The organism is Polaribacter septentrionalilitoris (assembly GCF_009832745.1).
GTDB classification, from domain to species: Bacteria; Bacteroidota; Bacteroidia; order Flavobacteriales; family Flavobacteriaceae; genus Polaribacter; species Polaribacter septentrionalilitoris.
Window position 1 is genome coordinate 120,318 of record NZ_VRMJ01000025.1, and the last position, 16,766, is coordinate 137,083.

Sequence of the window (16,766 nt, forward strand, 5' to 3'; positions counted from 1 at the left end):
TTTAAAAACTAAAAACTACATTCCACCTAAGCGTAAAATATTTTCGTAAAATTTATCAGAATTTGGGTCAGCAGGATCCATTTTCCCATAACCAATTTTATAGTTCTTTAATGCTTTTTTATACATTTTTCCAGTTTCGTAATAACGTCCAATATAATAATTGCCTAAAGGAGAAGAAGGAAATAGTTTTAAAATCATCTTACCAAAATCACGCAAATGGTCACCGTTTTCTTTCTCAATCACTATTTTTTCAATAGCATAAATATCACGTTCTCTAATACCTAAATTACTTCCAAAAAGAAAATCTATTTCTACATATTTATTTTCTAAATACGCAATAGCATCAACAGGAGATAAATCTTTTACATTTTTCTCAAATTCTTCTTTTGAAATTGCAGAATAAATTTGAAACACTTTAGTTAAAGCTCTTGGTATGGCTTCGCTAATAGCAGAAACACTACTCGAAGTATTTATGGTATCATTTACAACGTTAAAGTTTTTGAGCTCTAAAGATTTTAAACCATTTTGTAATTCGCCAATTTTGGTTTGTTTTTTTGCTGAAAATGAAGTCGAATTGTTAATATATAAGTAAAAGGTGTTGTCTTCTTTTAAGAATTTTCCCAGATTGTAAGATTGAAATTCTTGACCAACAAAGTCAGAAAACGTTGGGTTGATGCAAATATAAGAATTGATAAAAGGTTGAGGTTCATTTAAAAAATGTGAGATTAAATTTGCAGAAGTTCCTTCTCCAATCAAAGAAATAAATGGAGAGGTTCTATAGGTACTTTCCATGTAAAAAATGACTTCATCTCTTACAAACTGATAAAAATCAATGTTTTCTGAAGTTAATCTGCCATTATCAATATTAAAATAAGTATCCTTTTTTCTTGATTCTTTCATAGAAATTCCAACCACAATTTGTTTTGGAGCTTTATCTTTTGCCGCAAACAACACAGAGTTTCCAACATACGCATCAAACAAGTATTCCGCATCAAAAACAACTGCTAAAGGATAGTTTTTGGCACTGTCTTTTTCATAACCTTGAGGTAAATAAATTTTAAGATTTCTTGTGGTTTCTAAAATATCTGACTCTAACCCTTTATTGATGATTTTTTGAGAAAATCCACAAAAGTAAAAAAAGATAAATATTAGTGTGAACGATTTCTTTATCATAAATTTGAATCTTTATTTTTGTAAACAATTACTTGGTTCTTCTAAAAGAACGTCCAAAATACAAAATTATGATACAACCTGAATGGAAAACTGTTAAAGAATATGAGGATATTACTTATAAAAAATGTAATGGGGTAGCTAGAATAGCTTTTAACAGACCTAATGTTAGAAATGCTTTTCGTCCTAAAACAACATCAGAATTATATGATGCTTTTTATGACGCAGGTGAAGATACATCAATAGGAGTTGTTTTGCTTTCCGCTGAAGGACCAAGCACTAAAGATGGTGTGTATTCTTTTTGTTCTGGAGGTGATCAAAAAGCTAGAGGTCATCAAGGTTATGTAGGTGATGATGGATATCATCGTTTAAATATTTTAGAAGTACAACGTTTAATCAGGTTTATGCCTAAAGCAGTAATTGCAGTAGTTCCTGGTTGGGCAGTTGGTGGCGGACATAGTTTGCATGTGGTTTGCGATTTAACATTAGCCAGCAAAGAACATGCAATTTTTAAACAAACTGATGCTGATGTAACTTCTTTTGATGGAGGTTATGGTTCTGCTTATTTGGCAAAAATGGTAGGTCAGAAAAAAGCGAGAGAGATTTTCTTTTTAGGACGCAATTATTCAGCACAAGAAGCTTATGAAATGGGCATGGTAAATGCTGTAATTCCGCATGCTGAATTAGAAGATACTGCTTACGAATGGGCGCAAGAAATTTTAGCAAAATCACCAACATCTATAAAGATGTTAAAATTTGCTATGAATTTAACTGATGACGGAATGGTAGGTCAGCAAGTTTTTGCAGGAGAAGCAACACGTTTGGCGTACATGACAGATGAAGCAAAAGAAGGTAGAGATGCATTTTTAGAAAAACGTAAACCCAACTTTCCTAAAAAATGGATACCGTAAATTATAGTTATTAGTTTTTAGTTGTTGGTTTTTAGTTATTATGTATAATTCCAACAACTATCAACAATTAACCAACAACCAAACTCAAAATGAAATCACAAGTAGTAACTTTTTTAATAAAATGTCCTGATCAAAAAGGGTTGGTGGCAAAAATTACCAATTTCTTCTTTGAAAGAGGATTCAACATTTTAAGTTGTCAGCAGTATGTAAATTCAATTGAAGATAAGTATTTTATGCGTGTTCGCTTAAATGCTGATGGCACAAATATTTCTAAAAAGGAATTAGAGAAATCTTTTTTAAAGTTAGCAGAACCTTTACAGTTTGATTGGTCTGTAAATTATGGAGATAAGAAACAAAATGTGGCTATTATGGTATCTCATACGAGTCATAATTTATACGATTTATTAGAACGTTACAAAGAAGGAAGATTAGATTGTAATGTGAAAATGATTATCAGTAATCATGATAAATTAAGACATATTGCAGACATGTTTGATGTACCATTTTACCATTTACCTGTAACTAAAGAAACCAAACAAGACCAAGAAGCTCAGGTAAAACAATTGTTAGATACCAATGAGGTTGATTTGGTAATTATGGCAAGGTATATGCAAATTTTATCTTCAGATTTTATCAATCATTATCCAGAGAGAATCATTAATATTCATCATTCTTTTTTACCAGCTTTTCAAGGAGCAAATCCTTATAAAAAGGCTTATGAAAGAGGTGTGAAGTTAATTGGAGCCACAGCACATTATGCTACAGAAGATTTAGATGAAGGTCCGATTATTGAGCAAGATGTAAAACCAGTTACGCATGAGAGTACACCAACCACTTTAAAAAGAATAGGAGCAGATATTGAGAAATTGGTATTAGCAAGAGCTGTAAAATGTCATTTAAATAATCAAATTATTGTTTCTGGTAATAGAGCAATCGTTTTTCCAGAAGCAGGGGAATAAAAGCCCATCCTAACCTTCCCAAAGGGAAGGAACTATAAAAAGCAAAAAATATTAAGTACGAATTTTTCCTCTTTGGGGAAATTAAAAAGGGAAAATGAAAATAATCTGTATTGGGCGCAATTACGCAAAACATATAGAAGAATTAGCAAACGAAAAACCAGAACATCCTGTTGTTTTTTTAAAGCCAGATTCAGCAATTTTACCAAGAAAAAATCCGTTTTTTATTCCGCCATTTTCTAATGATGTACATTACGAAGTAGAGGTTTTGGTAAAAATTAATAAAGTTGGTAAGCATATAGATGCAAAATTTGCTCATAAATATTATGATGAAGTTGGTTTAGGAATTGACTTTACAGCCAGAGACGTGCAACAGAAATGCAAAGAAAAAGGTTTGCCTTGGGAAAAAGCAAAGGCATTTGATGGAAGTGCAGTTATAGGAGAGTTTTATCCAAAAGCCCAATTCGATTTAAATAACTTACAATTTCAGTTGCATAAAAATGATGAATTGGTTCAAGATGGAAATACCAATGCTATGTTATGGAAAACAGACGAATTAATCAGTTATGTCTCACAATACTTCACACTAAAAAAAGGAGATATTATTTTTACAGGAACTCCAGCAGGAGTTGGTAAAGTTGCTGAAAATGATGTTTTAAAAGGAGTTATTGAAGGAAAAGAAGCTTTTAACATTCGAGTAAAATAGAAATAAGAAGTTATATTTATAATATAACTTTTTTATATCTTTAACGATTATTAAACCATTATTGGTTTTTACTTCCCCCATTTTAAGAAACAATTTTATTTTTTTGTGTTATAAATTTTTTAACCCTTATCAGGATAAGGTAATATATAGATAATGAGAAAAACTACATTTTTAATAGTTATATTTTTTATAGCTTTTTCTACTTATGCACAACATAGTGCTTATTACATCAATCAACAAACAGGTAGTAATTCAAATGACGGTTTAACACCATCAACACCTTTTAAAACCATCAATAATAACTTACCAAGAACTGTGGCAGATAATGCTGGTGTAGCTTTCGAAATTATTTTAATAGGAGAATTTACAAATGCTAGTTATAACCCTTCTTATACCTTTTCAGCAGTAAATGATCCAATCTTATGGAATTCAGAAAATACTTTATATTTCAATAATTTTAAAGGAGAAGCAGGAAAATACATCACAATTAAACCTTATGATTCTACTACTATTTTAAAAGGAAATGGTGGTAATATTTTAAGAGTTGCAAATTCTGAGTATTTAATTATTAAAGACTTAAAAATTGAGGGTGAAGTTCCAAATATTCCACTTTCATTAGCTAACGATTTACAGTTTTCTTATTTAGATTTGTCTGTAAATGAAGATGCAGATCCTAATAATAATATAGATCGGTATAACCCAACTTTGGCTCAAATTCGTGAAAGAAATACAGATGATTGTATTACACCAGATTGTGATCCTTCATTAGCTGGTGCTCTACCAAAAATTAATAATAAACCTTTAGTTAGACCTTCTTATGTAGATACCAGAGGATTTTATTTAAGTAAAATAAATAATATTAAAATCTTAAACAATGTAGTTTCCCAAATGCCTGGTGGAGGTTTAAGGGTTTCTGATTGTGAAGATGTAGATATTATTGGTAACGAGGTTTCATACTGTTCTTTAAGGTCTTATTCAGGTACACATGGTTTGGTAGTAACCAAAGCAACAAGCACAAGAACTTCAGACGACTATAGAATTAAAATTGTAGGTAATAAAGTTCATCATAATTACAACGAACAATACTCTTGGGCGCCAGATAAAGATAAAATTACACCACATATAGATGAAGGTAAAGGAATTTCTCTACAAAGAAATCAAACTACTTATAAATCTGATGGTGTAACTATAAATGTAAATTGGGAGCATGGTAGAATTTTAGTAGCCAATAATTTGGCTTACTTTAACGGTTTTAGTGGTATACATTCTAATGATGGAGATAGAGTAGATTTTATTAATAATACTGCATATTTTAATTCATATACAAAATCTATTACAGAAGATAATGATGGAAACCCAGCTACGTTTCCAACATCTACCAATGGTGGTAATATTGGTATAAGTATGAGTGATGGTATAGATTGTAAAATCATTAATAATATTTCTGTAATTGATTCTAGAATGTCAAAATCTGCAATTGCAGTAAAAAATTCTACCATTGCTACTAGTGATGCAACTGCAACTACTAGAGCAAACGGAATACCAGATGTAGAAATAAAAAATAATCTTAGTTATGGTACTACACTACAAGGTGTAACAGGCACTGTTGATGAAAGTGCAACAACTGTAAGTATTCAGACAGATGCTATAAAAGCAGACCCATTATTTGTAGATCCCTTAAATTTCGATTTCAGATTAAAAATTACATCACCAGCGATAAATGCCGCAGATGCAACAAACGCAACAACTACCGATTTTAACGAAGATGTTAGATATGGTACTGCAGACTTAGGAGCTTTAGAATTTGATGCAAATGTAACTTTATGGGAAGGAAATAATAGTAGCTCATGGGTAGATGCAGGAAACTGGAGTAATGGAGTACCAATAGATAATACCTATGCTATAAATGTGCCAACAGGTTTAACAAACTATCCAGAAATTACCACAGCAAATAATGAATTAAAAGATGTATACATAGAGGCTGGAGGTACTTTAAATATCAACCCAACAGGATCTTTAACTATAGAAAGAGACTTAATACAAGATGGCACTTTTACCATAAAGTCAGATGCTACAAACAGTGGTTCATTTATCTTAAAAGGTACACAAAAAGGAGTTGCAAATATAGATTATGACAGGTATATAACTTCAAATTGGCATTTAATAGCGCCACCAGTTGAAGAGCAAAGTATTTCAACATTTAAAAACAGTGTAATAAAAAAAGGAAATAAATACTCTTTAGCCGATTACAATAACAAACTAGCTGGAAGTTTAAAATATCAATACTACACAGATAATACTGGTGCAATTGATATAGATAATGCAAACAATTTTATAAATGCAAAAGGGTATGCAATACAAAAATCTAAAGCTGGAGTTTTAACTTTTTCTGGAACTTTAAAAACGGATGATGCAACAATTTTATTAAAGGATAATGCTAACAAATGGAACTTAGTAGGAAATCCTTTTACGGCATACATTGCCTTAAATTCAGATGCTCATACAACTGATAATTTTTTAACTAAAAACATGTTAAACTTAGATCCAGATAGAGTCGCTATTTATATGTGGAACGGAAGTTCTTACGATATTATAAATCATGCAACGGGTAAAGCTAAATATGCAGCACCAGGTCAAGGTTTTTTTGTGGAAAGTAAAAATAATGGAGCTACTTTAACAATACCAGAAAGCATTCAAACTCATCAAACAACCAAACCTTTTTATAAAGGGGCAGATCTTGTACCAGAAATTAAAATTACATTAACCTCTGGTTCAAAAGTAAAATCAACGCTAATAAAATACTTTGCTAATGCAACAACAGGATTAGATCAAGGTTATGATGCAGGTGCTTTTCGTGATGATAAAAACAACTTTGGTATATATTCTCATTTAGTATCAGATAGTGGAGGAACAAATTTTGCTTTACAATGTTTGCCAAATGATAATTATGAAAACATGATTATTCCTCTTGGGTTAAATGCTTCTAAAGAAGAAGAAATTATATTTTCTGCCTCAATAAAAAACTTCCCTAAAAGTTTAAACGTTTATCTTGAAGATAGAGAAACAAAGACATTTACAAACTTACTTGAGTCAGGAAGCAGTTTTTCGCTGATATTAAATAGCGATCAAAATAGCATTGGTAGATTTTATTTACATACTTCAGGTTCTACTTTATCTTTAAATACAGTTCCTAAAGAAAGTCTTTCATTTTATTTGATAAATAAAAAAACTTTGAGACTTGTAGGGGCTAAAGAAAGCAGTCTAACAGTAAGTTTATACAATCTTTTAGGGAGCAAAGTTTATCAATCAAAACTTAAGGGTAATTCTATACATGATATAAAATTATTAGATCTAAAACCTGGAATATACTTGGTAAAAACTCAATCAGAAAACCAAATTTTATCAAAAAAAATTATTTTAGAATAGTTATTGTTTTTATTCTAATTTCCGTTTTTTAAGCGGTTTAAAAAAAACACTTTCTCTTAATTATATGTATTTTTGTGCCTTACAAAAAAATGCCATTACACAGTGGTTTTAAATAGGTTAAGAATTACAAATAAAAAAGAAAAAGGATGTTAGGTATTTTATTGCTGTTTTTTATTGGAAAGTATTTTTACAAACTGGCAGAAAAATTCAAGAAAAGTCAATGGGGATATGCTATTCTAGGTGTAGTAACTTATTATGGCGGAACCATCATTTTTGGATTAGCTTTTGGGATTATATCAGAAGTTATTTCTCCAGGTTATATAGAAACAGTAAATGAAACTATGTTAGGAATTGCAGGATTGCCTTTTGGTGTTTTAGCTACTTATATCTTATACAAATACTTAGCAAAAACATGGAAAAATAATCTTGAACAAGCAAAAGTTAGTATTGATGATATAGGGAAAATAGAAGAATAGCATTGATCAATTTCGTATTACAAATACTAGCATCTGTATTTATAGGGATTTGCTTTATTTTCTTAGCCAGAAGATATCAAAAAAACCAATTCATGTATTTTAGCATTGGTTTCTTTGTATGTTTGGGAGTCAGGTTATTTTATTTAATAATTTATGGTTTTATTACTGACTTTAAAATAAACACTAATTTTAATTATCACAGAAACTTATCTATAATATTAAGTTTGATAATTTCGTATATTCTTTTTAGAATCATAAAAAAAAGATTGAAAGAAAAAAACTCAGAATATTCTGATATAAATGAAATAGGAAAATAATGAATGCAGAAATCATTACTATAGGAGATGAGATTTTAATTGGGCAAATTGTAGATACCAATTCTCAGTTTATTGGTCAGCAATTGAATAAAATAGGTGTTTCCGTATATCAAATTACTTCTATTCAAGACAACCAAGAGCATATTTTAAATGCATTGCAAGAAGCTCAGAGTAGAGTAGATATTGTTATTATTACAGGTGGATTAGGCCCCACAAAAGACGATATCACCAAAAAAACAATAGCCCAATTCTTCAACGATACCGAAATTATTGAGTACCCAGAAGTTATATTACATATTAAAAAGTTGTTTACTAAGATTAATCATCCTTTTAGAGAAATTCAACGTTATCAAGCTCAATTACCATCAAAAGCAACGTTGTTAATGAATAATTTTGGGACAGCACCTGGAATGTGGTTTTATGAAAACGAAACTGTTTTTGTATCGTTACCAGGAGTGCCTTATGAAATGAAAGGGTTAATAACCAATCAGGTCTTACCTAGAATTCAAAAGCAATTCAAGTTGCCTTTCATCCTCCATAAAACCATCATGACCTATGGACAAGGAGAAAGCACCATAGCAGAAATTATTGAAGAATTTGAAGACAATTTACCCAATCATATCAAATTAGCTTATTTACCATCTTTTGGTAGAGTGCGTTTGCGTTTATCTGCCAAAGGTGAGCATAAAGCAAGATTAGAAAAAGAGTTGGATGAAAAAGTAGCAGAAGTTTATAAACTGATTCCTAAAATTATCACAGGTTTAGATGATGATGCTTCACTAGAAAAAAGAATAGGAGTATTATTAACAAAAAACAATCAAACAATTTCTACAGCAGAAAGTTTAACAGGAGGAAAAATTGCAGCGAGTTTGGTCTCTGTAGCAGGTTCATCAGCTTATTTTAAAGGGAGCTTTGTAACTTATTCTGCAGAAACAAAAATAAATTTGTTGAGTGTATCCTCTAAAACTATCGAAAAACACACAGTTGTTAGTCAAGAAGTAGCTTTAGAAATGGCTAGAGGAGCTAAAGAAAAACTAAAGACCAACTATGCTATTGCAGTTACAGGAAATGCGGGTCCAACAACAGATCATAATGACAAAAGTGTAGGTTTGGTATACATCGCAATTGTATCCGATAAAAAGGAGTTGGTAGAGGAGTTTAATTTTGGTCAACCTAGAGAAAAAGTCATTAATAGAACCGTAAGTAAATCCCTAGAAATTTTACAAAAAGAAATTCTATAAAAATTTGTAAAATAGTTTTGTTCATAAATAGAATTATTTGTAAATTTGCACCTCGTTTAGAGATAACACTATAAATACTGTCAAGAAGATGTCTAGAGTTTGTGAATTAACAGGGAAAAAAGCAATGGTTGGGAACAATGTTTCTCACGCTTTAAATAGAACTAAGAGAAAGTTTGACGCTAATTTAATGACAAAGCGTTTTTACATTCCAGAAGAAGATAAATGGATTACTTTAAAAGTATCTGCATCTGCTTTAAAAAATATTAACAAGAAAGGAATTTCTGCAGTTATTAAAGAAGCAAGAGCTAAAGGATTTTTAACAAAATAAATATAAGTCGCAGTTTACAGTTTCGGTTTTCAGTTGTAAAACTTTTAAACTTTTAAACTTTCAAACTTTCAAACTTTTAAACTCGAATAGAGATGGCAAAAAAAGGAAACAGAGTTCAAGTAATTTTAGAGTGTACAGAGCACAAGGCTTCTGGTCAAGCAGGTACATCTAGATACATTACCACTAAGAACAAAAAGAACACTCCAGATAGATTAGAGGTTAAGAAATTTAACCCAATCTTAAAGAAAATGACTGTTCATAAAGAAATTAAATAATACAACAATCTAGAACTCAGAATAGAGCACATAGATTTAAAACATTTAGACAATGGCAAAGAAATCAGTAGCATCGTTACAAACAGGATCAAAAAGATTAAGCAAAGCAATCAAAATGGTAAAATCTCCAAAAACAGGAGCTTACATGTTTGTAGAAGCAATTATGGATCCTTCTCAAGTAAATGACTTTTTAGCAAAAAAGTAATTACTTACTATACAATATATTAAAGCTACTTTCTTTTGAGAGTAGCTTTTTTTATGCGTTACAATTCCGTATTTTTGGGCGTTCCCTTTTAGGTCGCGCTTTCGGCAGTCGCTTTTTTCAAAGAGCTCCAACAAAGCCTCAATCCCTAACGCGGGCATTTTTAATGACAAATTGACCAAACCAAACAAATGGCATGCTTTTTAGAGTAGTTCATTTAGATTATAAAAAAAGAAGATGAGTTTTTTCAAGAAAATATTTTCAAAAGAAAAAAAGGAAACTTTAGACAAAGGTTTAGAAAAATCTAAAGAAAGTTTCTTTGGTAAGTTAACCAAAGCAGTTGCAGGAAAATCTAAAGTAGATGATGATGTCTTAGACAACCTAGAAGAGGTTTTAGTAGCTTCTGATGTTGGTGTAGATACAACACTAAAAATTATCGATAGAATAGAAGAGCGTGTTGCCAAAGACAAATATGTTGGTACAGACGAACTCAATAAGATTCTTCGCGAAGAAATTGCAGGTTTATTATCTAAAACCAACATTGGTAACGAAACAGAATTTACAATTCCAGAAATACCAAAAAAAGAAGGGAATAAAATGCCTTATGTTTTAATGGTAGTTGGTGTAAATGGTGTAGGAAAAACAACAACTATTGGTAAGTTAGCAAGTCAGTTTAAAAAACAAGGATTAAAAGTAGTTTTGGGTGCTGCAGATACCTTTAGAGCAGCAGCAATAGATCAATTACAAGTATGGGCAGATAGAACAGATGTGCCAATTGTGCGTCAAGAAATGGGTTCTGATCCTGCTTCTGTAGCTTTTGATACGTTGAAATCTGCTGTAAATCAAGATGCTGATGTGGTAATTATAGATACAGCTGGTCGTTTGCATAACAAAGTCAATTTAATGAATGAGTTGACTAAAATTAAACGTGTCATGCAAAAAGTGGTAGACAATTCGCCACATGATGTGTTATTGGTTTTAGATGGATCTACAGGACAAAATGCGTTTGAACAAGCCAAACAATTTACCAAAGCAACAGAAGTAACTTCTTTAGCAGTGACCAAATTAGATGGTACTGCAAAAGGTGGAGTTGTAATTGGTATTTCAGACCAATTTCAAATTCCTGTAAAATATATTGGAGTAGGAGAAGGTATTGATGATTTACAAGTGTTTAACAAAGTAGAATTTGTAGATTCTTTTTTTAAGTAACAACTGATTATTCATGATAATAAAAACTCCTTTCTAAAAATGAAAGGAGTTTTTTTATGTTAAGCAGCTAAGGTCCAGTATAAGAGCAGAGGCGGAATTTATTCACAGTCCTTTTTTAAAAAGATACTCAATTAAACCACAAATCGATTAAAGTTAAACCTAAACCTAAACCTATACCTAAACCGTTAATTGTGCCTTTATATAATTATATTAGACTAGACTTAACTAATTTCTCTATTAAAATACAAGGCTTTTTCTATCCAGAAATCTAAGTCATCGTCGGCATCAAAACCATCTGGGTCAATGAAAAGAAATCCACGCATCACTTTACCAGTAAAATTCATTTCTCGACTTCCTTTATTAAATATCAGCTTTTCATGACTGGCTTTTCCAACTCGAACCATCAATCTATCCAATCCGGTTTTTTTATCGATATCTATTCCAAGACACATCTTGTGATTAACCATAAAGATGAGGCCACCCATCATTTTCTTTTCTTCAGTAAGATTAGCTCTTAATAATCGTTGTCGAATTCTATCGGCTTGATGTTCGTTATATGCCATAATCCTATAATATAATTAATTAGCTTATTGAATTAATTAAGTATTTAAGCAGATTCTTTTCTAAACTCTTCTGCATCATAATAAACTTTGATGCTTTTAATTTTTCCGTTCTCAGTTTCATACCATTCGCTCATATCTAAAGTAATTGTTTTACCAGTTGGCATTTCTACATCAATTTCTACCTGAGTAATAACATAGTTATCTACTTCTAAAGCTTTCTTCATTCTTGCTCCTCTAACCATAGACATAAAGCCTTCATTTAATTCAATAAAGGCTTTCATTCCGCTAACCTGAGCAGCAGGACCGTCAAAGGTAATATCATCTGTAATAAATTCTTTCCATGAATCCGTTCCAGAAGCCATTCCTCCTCCAAAACCTTCATGTACAATTTGCATAGGTGTTTTTTTCATGATTTAAATTTTAATAATTAACTTGTAAATTCGAAGCTAAATTACAATTTAACTTTTAATTTGCAAGTTAAATTTAAGTTTTTTTTATATTTGCCCTATGGAAGTACGATCACATTGCCCTATAAATTTCACATTAGAACACTTTGGTGATAAGTGGTCGTTTCTGATTATCAGAGATTTAATGTTTAAAGGGAAACGACATTACAACGAGTTTTTAGAAGCTGGAGAAAAAGTTTCGACGAGTGTTTTGGGTGACAGGTTGAAAAAACTTGAGGAAATGGGAATTATTTCTAAAGGAAAAGATAGTGTCAAAAAATCAAGGATACGTTATAGCCTAACTCAAAAAGGTATCAACCTTCTTCCTATTCTGTTGGAAATGATAGTTTGGGGAGGAGTTAATGATGAGTTAACTGAATCTCCAAAGGAATTTATGGAACTAGCCATCAATAATAGGGACGCATTATTAGAAAGTTTAAGAGAGAACTTGGTAAAAGACCATCTTTAGAATACTGCAAAAAAGAGGCTGTCTGAGAAGTAGGTTTAGATGTCATTTTGAGCGAAGCAGAAAAAACCTATGTATTTAATTATCAATAGATAAGATTTCTCCATTACAGTCGAAATTGACAAATTTTAATACTTTTCAGACAGCCTCTTTATTTTTACTTTCTTAGATGAACTCTTTAAAGTTTTTCACCTTTGGTTTTGTTTTGGAGAAATCGACTTCAAAACCTTCGGATTTCAATAGTTCTGCTTGAAGTTCACGATCGGAAGCTACTAATTCTCCTTTACCATTGAGCACTTTAAAAGCTCCAGAATTTTTATCACTTATCAAACTTCGAAGTGTTTTTAGGCTACTTTTTGGACAACCTGTTGTAACGCCTAATTGTTCTGCTATTGATTTGCGAAGCATAGGAATAGTGGTTAATTTCTCTTTAGAAAGTTTGGATAGTTCATTCCTCAACGTTTCTTCTGAAGGTAACACCATATCACCAACTCCTAAGTATTTTTCTAAACCTGTAGGTATTTTTTGAATTTTATCCATGTCTCTATATTTTATTGATTCCGAATTCTTTTCTAAACTCTTGTGCGTCATAATGAACTTTAACAGACTGAATCTTATTGTCTTTAATTTCATAAAACTCTGACATATCAAGAGTGATGACATTTCCAGAAGGTGTAGCAACTTGAATTGCTACTTCAGTAGCAACAAGGTTATCATTAGCTACATAACGTTTCATTTCTGCACCTCTCACCATCCCAAAGAAATCTTCTGTTGTTTTAATGTACTCGGCTTTCCCAATAGCTTTAGCAGCAGGTCCAGTGAATGTAACATCATCTGCTAAAAGATTTTTCCAATTTTCATTTTGTTCTTGCATTGATTGAGCATATGCTCCCCAAATTTGTTCTGCTTTTTGCATTGTGTTTATTTTTAAAGTTAATAAATACCCATTTTATTAGGGCTTCTATTACTTATACAATTCAGCTGAAATTTTTGAACGGGAAAATCGAAATTATTTTTTAAGAAGTTGCTTTTTCCACCCAGGAAGGGATGTTTTTAAGGAAAAAAGAATGCAATTCACTAGACCCTTGTAGCGGATCAGTATCTTTTACAAGTTTCATTCTAAGATCAAGTAGCTTTTCCTGATCTTTAGTTGATGATAGTTTTAATTCCTTGGCTTTTATATGCGCATCTTGCTTAGGATTGAATATACCATTTAAGGCTGTACATTGGTTACAAACACCATTCTTATTAATAAGAGCACATCTATTATCAAAGATTCTCTTCAGGTTTTTTCTTGCATCAGCAATTCCGTGCTTTACCTTTCCATCACTTAAACCAGTAATTTCAATAATTTCTTTTTGCTTAAACCCATAGACGTCTTTGAGCAATAAGCAGATTTGTTGAGTGAGCTCCAAAGTTTTGGTAATACAGGTAAAACAATAGTTGAGATGTTCTTTCATTTCGAAACGCGCATCAGGTGTAGAGTTGAATACTTGACCAATTTCTTGCATTCTTTCTGGACTGTTTGAGTGATACTCTTGACAGATAGTTAGGTCATTTTCACCCCAACGTTTCATTTTCACCAGATAATTTTTACCTGTGTTTATGGCAATAGTAAAAACCCATGTCTTTAAGCTTGCTTTTTCTGATTGATACGATTCAAGATTAGATATAGCCTTAATATATGTATCTTGAGTCAAATCCTCAGCATCCTGCCTATTGGCTAATAAACGGTATAAGAAAGAAGTTAATTCATCATTAAAATTGACAAATTCTGTTTTAAAAGTTTGCACATCCATTATAGTAAAAGTAAGAAAAATTATTCAATCAAAAAAAAAATGTTATTTTATTTGGAATAAACGTTCTGTTATTGTTATGTTTGTAAACGGAACGAACGTTCCAAAAAAAATTTTAATTAAAATATAGAAAAATGAGTAAATTAAATGGAAAAGTAGCTGTTGTTACAGGAGGAAATAGTGGTATTGGTTATGCAACCGCCAAAGAACTAAAAGAACAAGGTGCAACAGTTATTATAACTGGAAGAAGTCATGAAAAAGTTCAATTAGCAGCTGAAGAACTTAACGTAAAAGGATTAGTGGCAGACGTTGAACACCTTTCTGCAATAGATAATTTGGTAGATGAAGTAGGTAAAAGTTATGGTAAGGTTGACATATTATTTGTCAATGCAGGTATTTTTTTACCAGCTCCAGTTGGACAAATTAGCGAAGAGATGTTCGATCATCAAATGGGTATTAACTTTAAAGGTGCTTTATTTACTACTGAAAAGTTTCTTCCAATCTTAAATAATGGTGCATCCATTATTAATTTGTCATCTGTAAATGCCTATACAGGAATGCCTAATACTGCTGTTTATGCTGCTTCAAAAGCTGCTTTAAATTCGTATACACGAACTGCTGCAACTGAATTAGCACCAAGAAAAATTAGAATAAATTCGGTTAATCCAGGACCAGTTTCTACACCAATTTTTGGAAAGACTGGAATGGAAGAAGAACAGTTGAATGGCTTTGCAGAAGCGATGCAAAATAGAGTACCTTTAAAACGTTTTGGGCAACCAGAGGATATTGCTAAATTGGTTTCGTTTTTAGCTTCAGATGATGCTTCTTTTATCACAGGAAGTGAGTACAATATAGATGGAGGTATAAATATTAATCCTCTTTTGAGTTAATTTTTTTTTGAATAAATTTGGAACGATAGTTCCAATACTTTAGTTTTGTGGGAGCGTTTATCGCTTCCACATTTTTTTATATGCCAAGAGTAAAAACATTTAATGAAAAAGAAGTATTGTCTAAAGCAATGAATTTGTTTTGGAAACAAGGTTATGCAGCTACTTCTGTGCAAGACTTGGTTAATCATCTAGGAATTAACAGAGCTAGTTTGTATGATACTTTTGGAGATAAAGAACAACTTTTTAGAAAGTCTTTTGAACTTTATAGAAAGACTAATATCGAAGGTTTAAGACAATTTTTGGGTAATCATGATAATATCATCGATGGTTTTACAAAACTTTTCAATAACGCAATCGAAGAAGCATTAGCAGATAAAGATCGAAAAGGTTGTTTTGTGGTTAATACTACAACAGAGCTTGTTCCAAATGATAAAAATATTATTCAAATTTTAGAACGCAATAAACAAGATTTTGAAACTATTTTTTATGAGTATCTAAAAAAAGGTAAAGAAGATGGCCAATTGAAAACTACTCAAAACTTAAAATCTGTGGCCTCACTTTTTTATACTTTATACAATGGTATTCGTGTTGTTTCCAAAGTTAGCACCGATAAAAAGAAGCTCATTGATTCAGTTCATGTGGTATTATCATTATTATATTGATTTATTACCTTTCTTAAGGTAAAATACCTAAAACTTAACACGAATATAACGTCGTTTTAATGATTGATTTTCCTTTTGAGCTAATTTCGGTTTTTTTTAAGTTTAGAAACAAAATATTAATAGCTCCCATTTTGGTTTTTATTTTTCAAGATTGAAACCTTATCTTTAAAAGTAAAATCTATCTTCATGAAAAAAACAGGAATCCTTTTAGCTTTAATAGTAACAATACTTTCTTGTCAAACCAAAGAAAAACAACCAGATATTGTTTTCAAAAAATATAATGAAACTGCAGTATTAAAAGAGCAACTATATAGAGATTTTAGTCAAACGTTTTTGGGATATTAATGTAACTCAATTTCCCACTCTTCAAAAGACGGCTCTACAACATATATGTCTTCATCATACAAGCAAGTAGTTACGAATTGAGAAGCTCTTTTTATTGAGTAATCAAAATTAAGTACTTTACCTGTGGCATCCATTTCAATGTTGTTAGAAAAAATAGCAAACATCGTTTCTAAATTAGAAGGCATTTCGTTCATTTCTTTTACATAATCTAATTCGGTTAATTTCGAAATGCCCGATTTGAAACCTAAAGTATTGTTGAAGTAGTAGTAAATAAAAAAACGTAAAGCGCTCCTATAACTTTGAGATAATTTCATATTTCAATTTGCCTTTTATTTAGTTATTTTAAAATTTCACTTATTGTTATTGGTAAGAAATTGTTTG

Annotated in this window: 21 protein-coding genes; 14 read left to right on the forward strand and 7 right to left on the reverse strand. The window is 31.1% G+C overall.

The genetic code is table 11. From position 1 onward, the window contains the following. Nucleotides 1-15: 15 nt before the first annotated feature. Nucleotides 16-1,173, reverse strand: a complete 1,158-nt coding sequence (locus FP421_RS05080) for an alpha/beta hydrolase-fold protein (protein WP_159948240.1) — start codon at nt 1,171-1,173, stop codon at nt 16-18. Nucleotides 1,174-1,241: 68 nt separating this feature from the next. Between FP421_RS05080 and FP421_RS05085 the strand changes: the two genes are divergently transcribed. From FP421_RS05085 to ftsY, 10 genes are all read left to right on the forward strand, one after another. After that, the gene (locus tag FP421_RS05085) at nt 1,242-2,081 is read left to right on the forward strand and encodes a 1,4-dihydroxy-2-naphthoyl-CoA synthase (protein ID WP_159948242.1); all 840 of its coding nucleotides are present in this window, start codon (nt 1,242-1,244) and stop codon (nt 2,079-2,081) included. Nucleotides 2,082-2,170: 89 nt separating this feature from the next. Next, on the forward strand, nt 2,171-3,040 hold the full coding sequence (purU, locus tag FP421_RS05090) for a formyltetrahydrofolate deformylase (RefSeq protein WP_159948243.1): 870 nt from the start codon (nt 2,171-2,173) through the stop codon (nt 3,038-3,040). Between the two features lie 94 nt (nt 3,041-3,134). Beyond that, complete coding sequence (locus FP421_RS05095; RefSeq protein WP_159948244.1) at nt 3,135-3,743, forward strand: fumarylacetoacetate hydrolase family protein; 609 nt, start codon at nt 3,135-3,137, stop codon at nt 3,741-3,743. Nucleotides 3,744-3,896: 153 nt separating this feature from the next. Next, nucleotides 3,897-7,169: a T9SS type A sorting domain-containing protein gene (locus FP421_RS05100; protein WP_159948245.1), complete on the forward strand. Its 3,273-nt coding sequence runs from the start codon at nt 3,897-3,899 to the stop codon at nt 7,167-7,169. Nucleotides 7,170-7,315: 146 nt separating this feature from the next. After that, a complete protein-coding gene (locus tag FP421_RS05105) occupies nt 7,316-7,645 on the forward strand; it encodes a hypothetical protein (RefSeq protein WP_159948246.1) in 330 nt (109 codons plus the stop codon). A gap of 316 nt (nt 7,646-7,961) precedes the next feature. Continuing rightward, nucleotides 7,962-9,203 carry a competence/damage-inducible protein A gene (locus FP421_RS05110; protein ID WP_159948247.1) on the forward strand — a complete coding sequence of 414 codons (1,242 nt, stop codon included), beginning with the start codon at nt 7,962-7,964 and terminating at the stop codon, nt 9,201-9,203. Nucleotides 9,204-9,291: 88 nt separating this feature from the next. Then, nucleotides 9,292-9,531 carry a 50S ribosomal protein L28 gene (gene rpmB / locus FP421_RS05115; RefSeq protein ID WP_114425721.1) on the forward strand — a complete coding sequence of 80 codons (240 nt, stop codon included), beginning with the start codon at nt 9,292-9,294 and terminating at the stop codon, nt 9,529-9,531. Between the two features lie 92 nt (nt 9,532-9,623). Further along, complete coding sequence (rpmG, locus tag FP421_RS05120; RefSeq protein WP_159948248.1) at nt 9,624-9,806, forward strand: 50S ribosomal protein L33; 183 nt, start codon at nt 9,624-9,626, stop codon at nt 9,804-9,806. A gap of 52 nt (nt 9,807-9,858) precedes the next feature. Further along, nucleotides 9,859-10,011: a DUF4295 domain-containing protein gene (locus FP421_RS05125; protein ID WP_114425719.1), complete on the forward strand. Its 153-nt coding sequence runs from the start codon at nt 9,859-9,861 to the stop codon at nt 10,009-10,011. A 234-nt stretch (nt 10,012-10,245) separates the two neighbouring features. Beyond that, complete coding sequence (gene ftsY / locus FP421_RS05130; protein ID WP_159948249.1) at nt 10,246-11,217, forward strand: signal recognition particle-docking protein FtsY; 972 nt, start codon at nt 10,246-10,248, stop codon at nt 11,215-11,217. Between the two features lie 221 nt (nt 11,218-11,438). Here ftsY and FP421_RS05135 read toward each other — a convergent pair whose 3' ends face one another. Then, entirely contained in the window at nt 11,439-11,780 is a 342-nt protein-coding gene (locus FP421_RS05135; RefSeq protein WP_159948250.1) for a TfoX/Sxy family protein, read from the reverse strand. A 44-nt stretch (nt 11,781-11,824) separates the two neighbouring features. Beyond that, the gene (locus tag FP421_RS05140; protein ID WP_159948251.1) at nt 11,825-12,190 is read right to left on the reverse strand and encodes a nuclear transport factor 2 family protein; all 366 of its coding nucleotides are present in this window, start codon (nt 12,188-12,190) and stop codon (nt 11,825-11,827) included. Nucleotides 12,191-12,287: 97 nt separating this feature from the next. On the opposite strand from FP421_RS05140, the gene FP421_RS05145 reads away from it, so the two are divergent. Next, complete coding sequence (locus FP421_RS05145) at nt 12,288-12,695, forward strand: winged helix-turn-helix transcriptional regulator (protein WP_159948252.1); 408 nt, start codon at nt 12,288-12,290, stop codon at nt 12,693-12,695. Nucleotides 12,696-12,857: 162 nt separating this feature from the next. Here FP421_RS05145 and FP421_RS05150 read toward each other — a convergent pair whose 3' ends face one another. The 3 genes from FP421_RS05150 to FP421_RS05160 all read right to left on the reverse strand — a co-directional run bounded on the left by FP421_RS05150 (nt 12,858) and on the right by FP421_RS05160 (nt 14,491). After that, nucleotides 12,858-13,232 (reverse strand): hypothetical protein, encoded by a 375-nt coding sequence (locus tag FP421_RS05150; RefSeq protein WP_159948254.1) that lies wholly within the window; start codon nt 13,230-13,232, stop codon nt 12,858-12,860. Between the two features lie 4 nt (nt 13,233-13,236). Continuing rightward, complete coding sequence (locus FP421_RS05155) at nt 13,237-13,608, reverse strand: nuclear transport factor 2 family protein (protein ID WP_159948256.1); 372 nt, start codon at nt 13,606-13,608, stop codon at nt 13,237-13,239. A gap of 100 nt (nt 13,609-13,708) precedes the next feature. Beyond that, entirely contained in the window at nt 13,709-14,491 is a 783-nt protein-coding gene (locus FP421_RS05160; protein ID WP_159948258.1) for a sigma-70 family RNA polymerase sigma factor, read from the reverse strand. Between the two features lie 131 nt (nt 14,492-14,622). On the opposite strand from FP421_RS05160, the gene FP421_RS05165 reads away from it, so the two are divergent. The 3 genes from FP421_RS05165 (at nt 14,623) to FP421_RS05175 (ending at nt 16,385) form a co-directional block, all read left to right on the forward strand. After that, nucleotides 14,623-15,378 (forward strand): SDR family NAD(P)-dependent oxidoreductase, encoded by a 756-nt coding sequence (locus FP421_RS05165; protein ID WP_159948260.1) that lies wholly within the window; start codon nt 14,623-14,625, stop codon nt 15,376-15,378. An 80-nt stretch (nt 15,379-15,458) separates the two neighbouring features. Further along, nucleotides 15,459-16,040 carry a TetR/AcrR family transcriptional regulator gene (locus FP421_RS05170; RefSeq protein ID WP_159948262.1) on the forward strand — a complete coding sequence of 194 codons (582 nt, stop codon included), beginning with the start codon at nt 15,459-15,461 and terminating at the stop codon, nt 16,038-16,040. A gap of 186 nt (nt 16,041-16,226) precedes the next feature. After that, nucleotides 16,227-16,385: a hypothetical protein gene (locus FP421_RS05175; RefSeq protein ID WP_159948263.1), complete on the forward strand. Its 159-nt coding sequence runs from the start codon at nt 16,227-16,229 to the stop codon at nt 16,383-16,385. On the opposite strand, the gene FP421_RS05180 is transcribed toward FP421_RS05175, so the two are convergent. After that, entirely contained in the window at nt 16,382-16,699 is a 318-nt protein-coding gene (locus FP421_RS05180) for a DUF7677 family protein (protein ID WP_159948265.1), read from the reverse strand. The genes FP421_RS05175 and FP421_RS05180 overlap by 4 nt on opposite strands. Between the last annotated feature and the right edge of the window lie 67 nt (nt 16,700-16,766).

What these genes read in the sequence shown, in the direction of transcription:
- FP421_RS05180 (WP_159948265.1), bottom strand. Translation starts at nt 16,699, where the DNA reads ATGAAATTATCTCAAAGTTATAGGAGCGCTTTACGTTTTTTTATTTAC.
- FP421_RS05165 (WP_159948260.1), top strand. Translation starts at nt 14,623, where the DNA reads ATGAGTAAATTAAATGGAAAAGTAGCTGTTGTTACAGGAGGAAATAGT.
- FP421_RS05135 (WP_159948250.1), bottom strand. Translation starts at nt 11,780, where the DNA reads ATGGCATATAACGAACATCAAGCCGATAGAATTCGACAACGATTATTA.
- rpmG (WP_159948248.1), top strand. Translation starts at nt 9,624, where the DNA reads ATGGCAAAAAAAGGAAACAGAGTTCAAGTAATTTTAGAGTGTACAGAG.
- FP421_RS05100 (WP_159948245.1), top strand. Translation starts at nt 3,897, where the DNA reads ATGAGAAAAACTACATTTTTAATAGTTATATTTTTTATAGCTTTTTCT.
- FP421_RS05140 (WP_159948251.1), bottom strand. Translation starts at nt 12,190, where the DNA reads ATGAAAAAAACACCTATGCAAATTGTACATGAAGGTTTTGGAGGAGGA.
- FP421_RS05170 (WP_159948262.1), top strand. Translation starts at nt 15,459, where the DNA reads ATGCCAAGAGTAAAAACATTTAATGAAAAAGAAGTATTGTCTAAAGCA.
- FP421_RS05145 (WP_159948252.1), top strand. Translation starts at nt 12,288, where the DNA reads ATGGAAGTACGATCACATTGCCCTATAAATTTCACATTAGAACACTTT.
- FP421_RS05080 (WP_159948240.1), bottom strand. Translation starts at nt 1,173, where the DNA reads ATGATAAAGAAATCGTTCACACTAATATTTATCTTTTTTTACTTTTGT.
- FP421_RS05155 (WP_159948256.1), bottom strand. Translation starts at nt 13,608, where the DNA reads ATGCAAAAAGCAGAACAAATTTGGGGAGCATATGCTCAATCAATGCAA.
- FP421_RS05085 (WP_159948242.1), top strand. Translation starts at nt 1,242, where the DNA reads ATGATACAACCTGAATGGAAAACTGTTAAAGAATATGAGGATATTACT.
- ftsY (WP_159948249.1), top strand. Translation starts at nt 10,246, where the DNA reads ATGAGTTTTTTCAAGAAAATATTTTCAAAAGAAAAAAAGGAAACTTTA.
- FP421_RS05160 (WP_159948258.1), bottom strand. Translation starts at nt 14,491, where the DNA reads ATGGATGTGCAAACTTTTAAAACAGAATTTGTCAATTTTAATGATGAA.
- rpmB (WP_114425721.1), top strand. Translation starts at nt 9,292, where the DNA reads ATGTCTAGAGTTTGTGAATTAACAGGGAAAAAAGCAATGGTTGGGAAC.
- FP421_RS05150 (WP_159948254.1), bottom strand. Translation starts at nt 13,232, where the DNA reads ATGGATAAAATTCAAAAAATACCTACAGGTTTAGAAAAATACTTAGGA.
- FP421_RS05110 (WP_159948247.1), top strand. Translation starts at nt 7,962, where the DNA reads ATGAATGCAGAAATCATTACTATAGGAGATGAGATTTTAATTGGGCAA.
- FP421_RS05175 (WP_159948263.1), top strand. Translation starts at nt 16,227, where the DNA reads ATGAAAAAAACAGGAATCCTTTTAGCTTTAATAGTAACAATACTTTCT.
- FP421_RS05095 (WP_159948244.1), top strand. Translation starts at nt 3,135, where the DNA reads ATGAAAATAATCTGTATTGGGCGCAATTACGCAAAACATATAGAAGAA.
- FP421_RS05105 (WP_159948246.1), top strand. Translation starts at nt 7,316, where the DNA reads ATGTTAGGTATTTTATTGCTGTTTTTTATTGGAAAGTATTTTTACAAA.
- purU (WP_159948243.1), top strand. Translation starts at nt 2,171, where the DNA reads ATGAAATCACAAGTAGTAACTTTTTTAATAAAATGTCCTGATCAAAAA.
- FP421_RS05125 (WP_114425719.1), top strand. Translation starts at nt 9,859, where the DNA reads ATGGCAAAGAAATCAGTAGCATCGTTACAAACAGGATCAAAAAGATTA.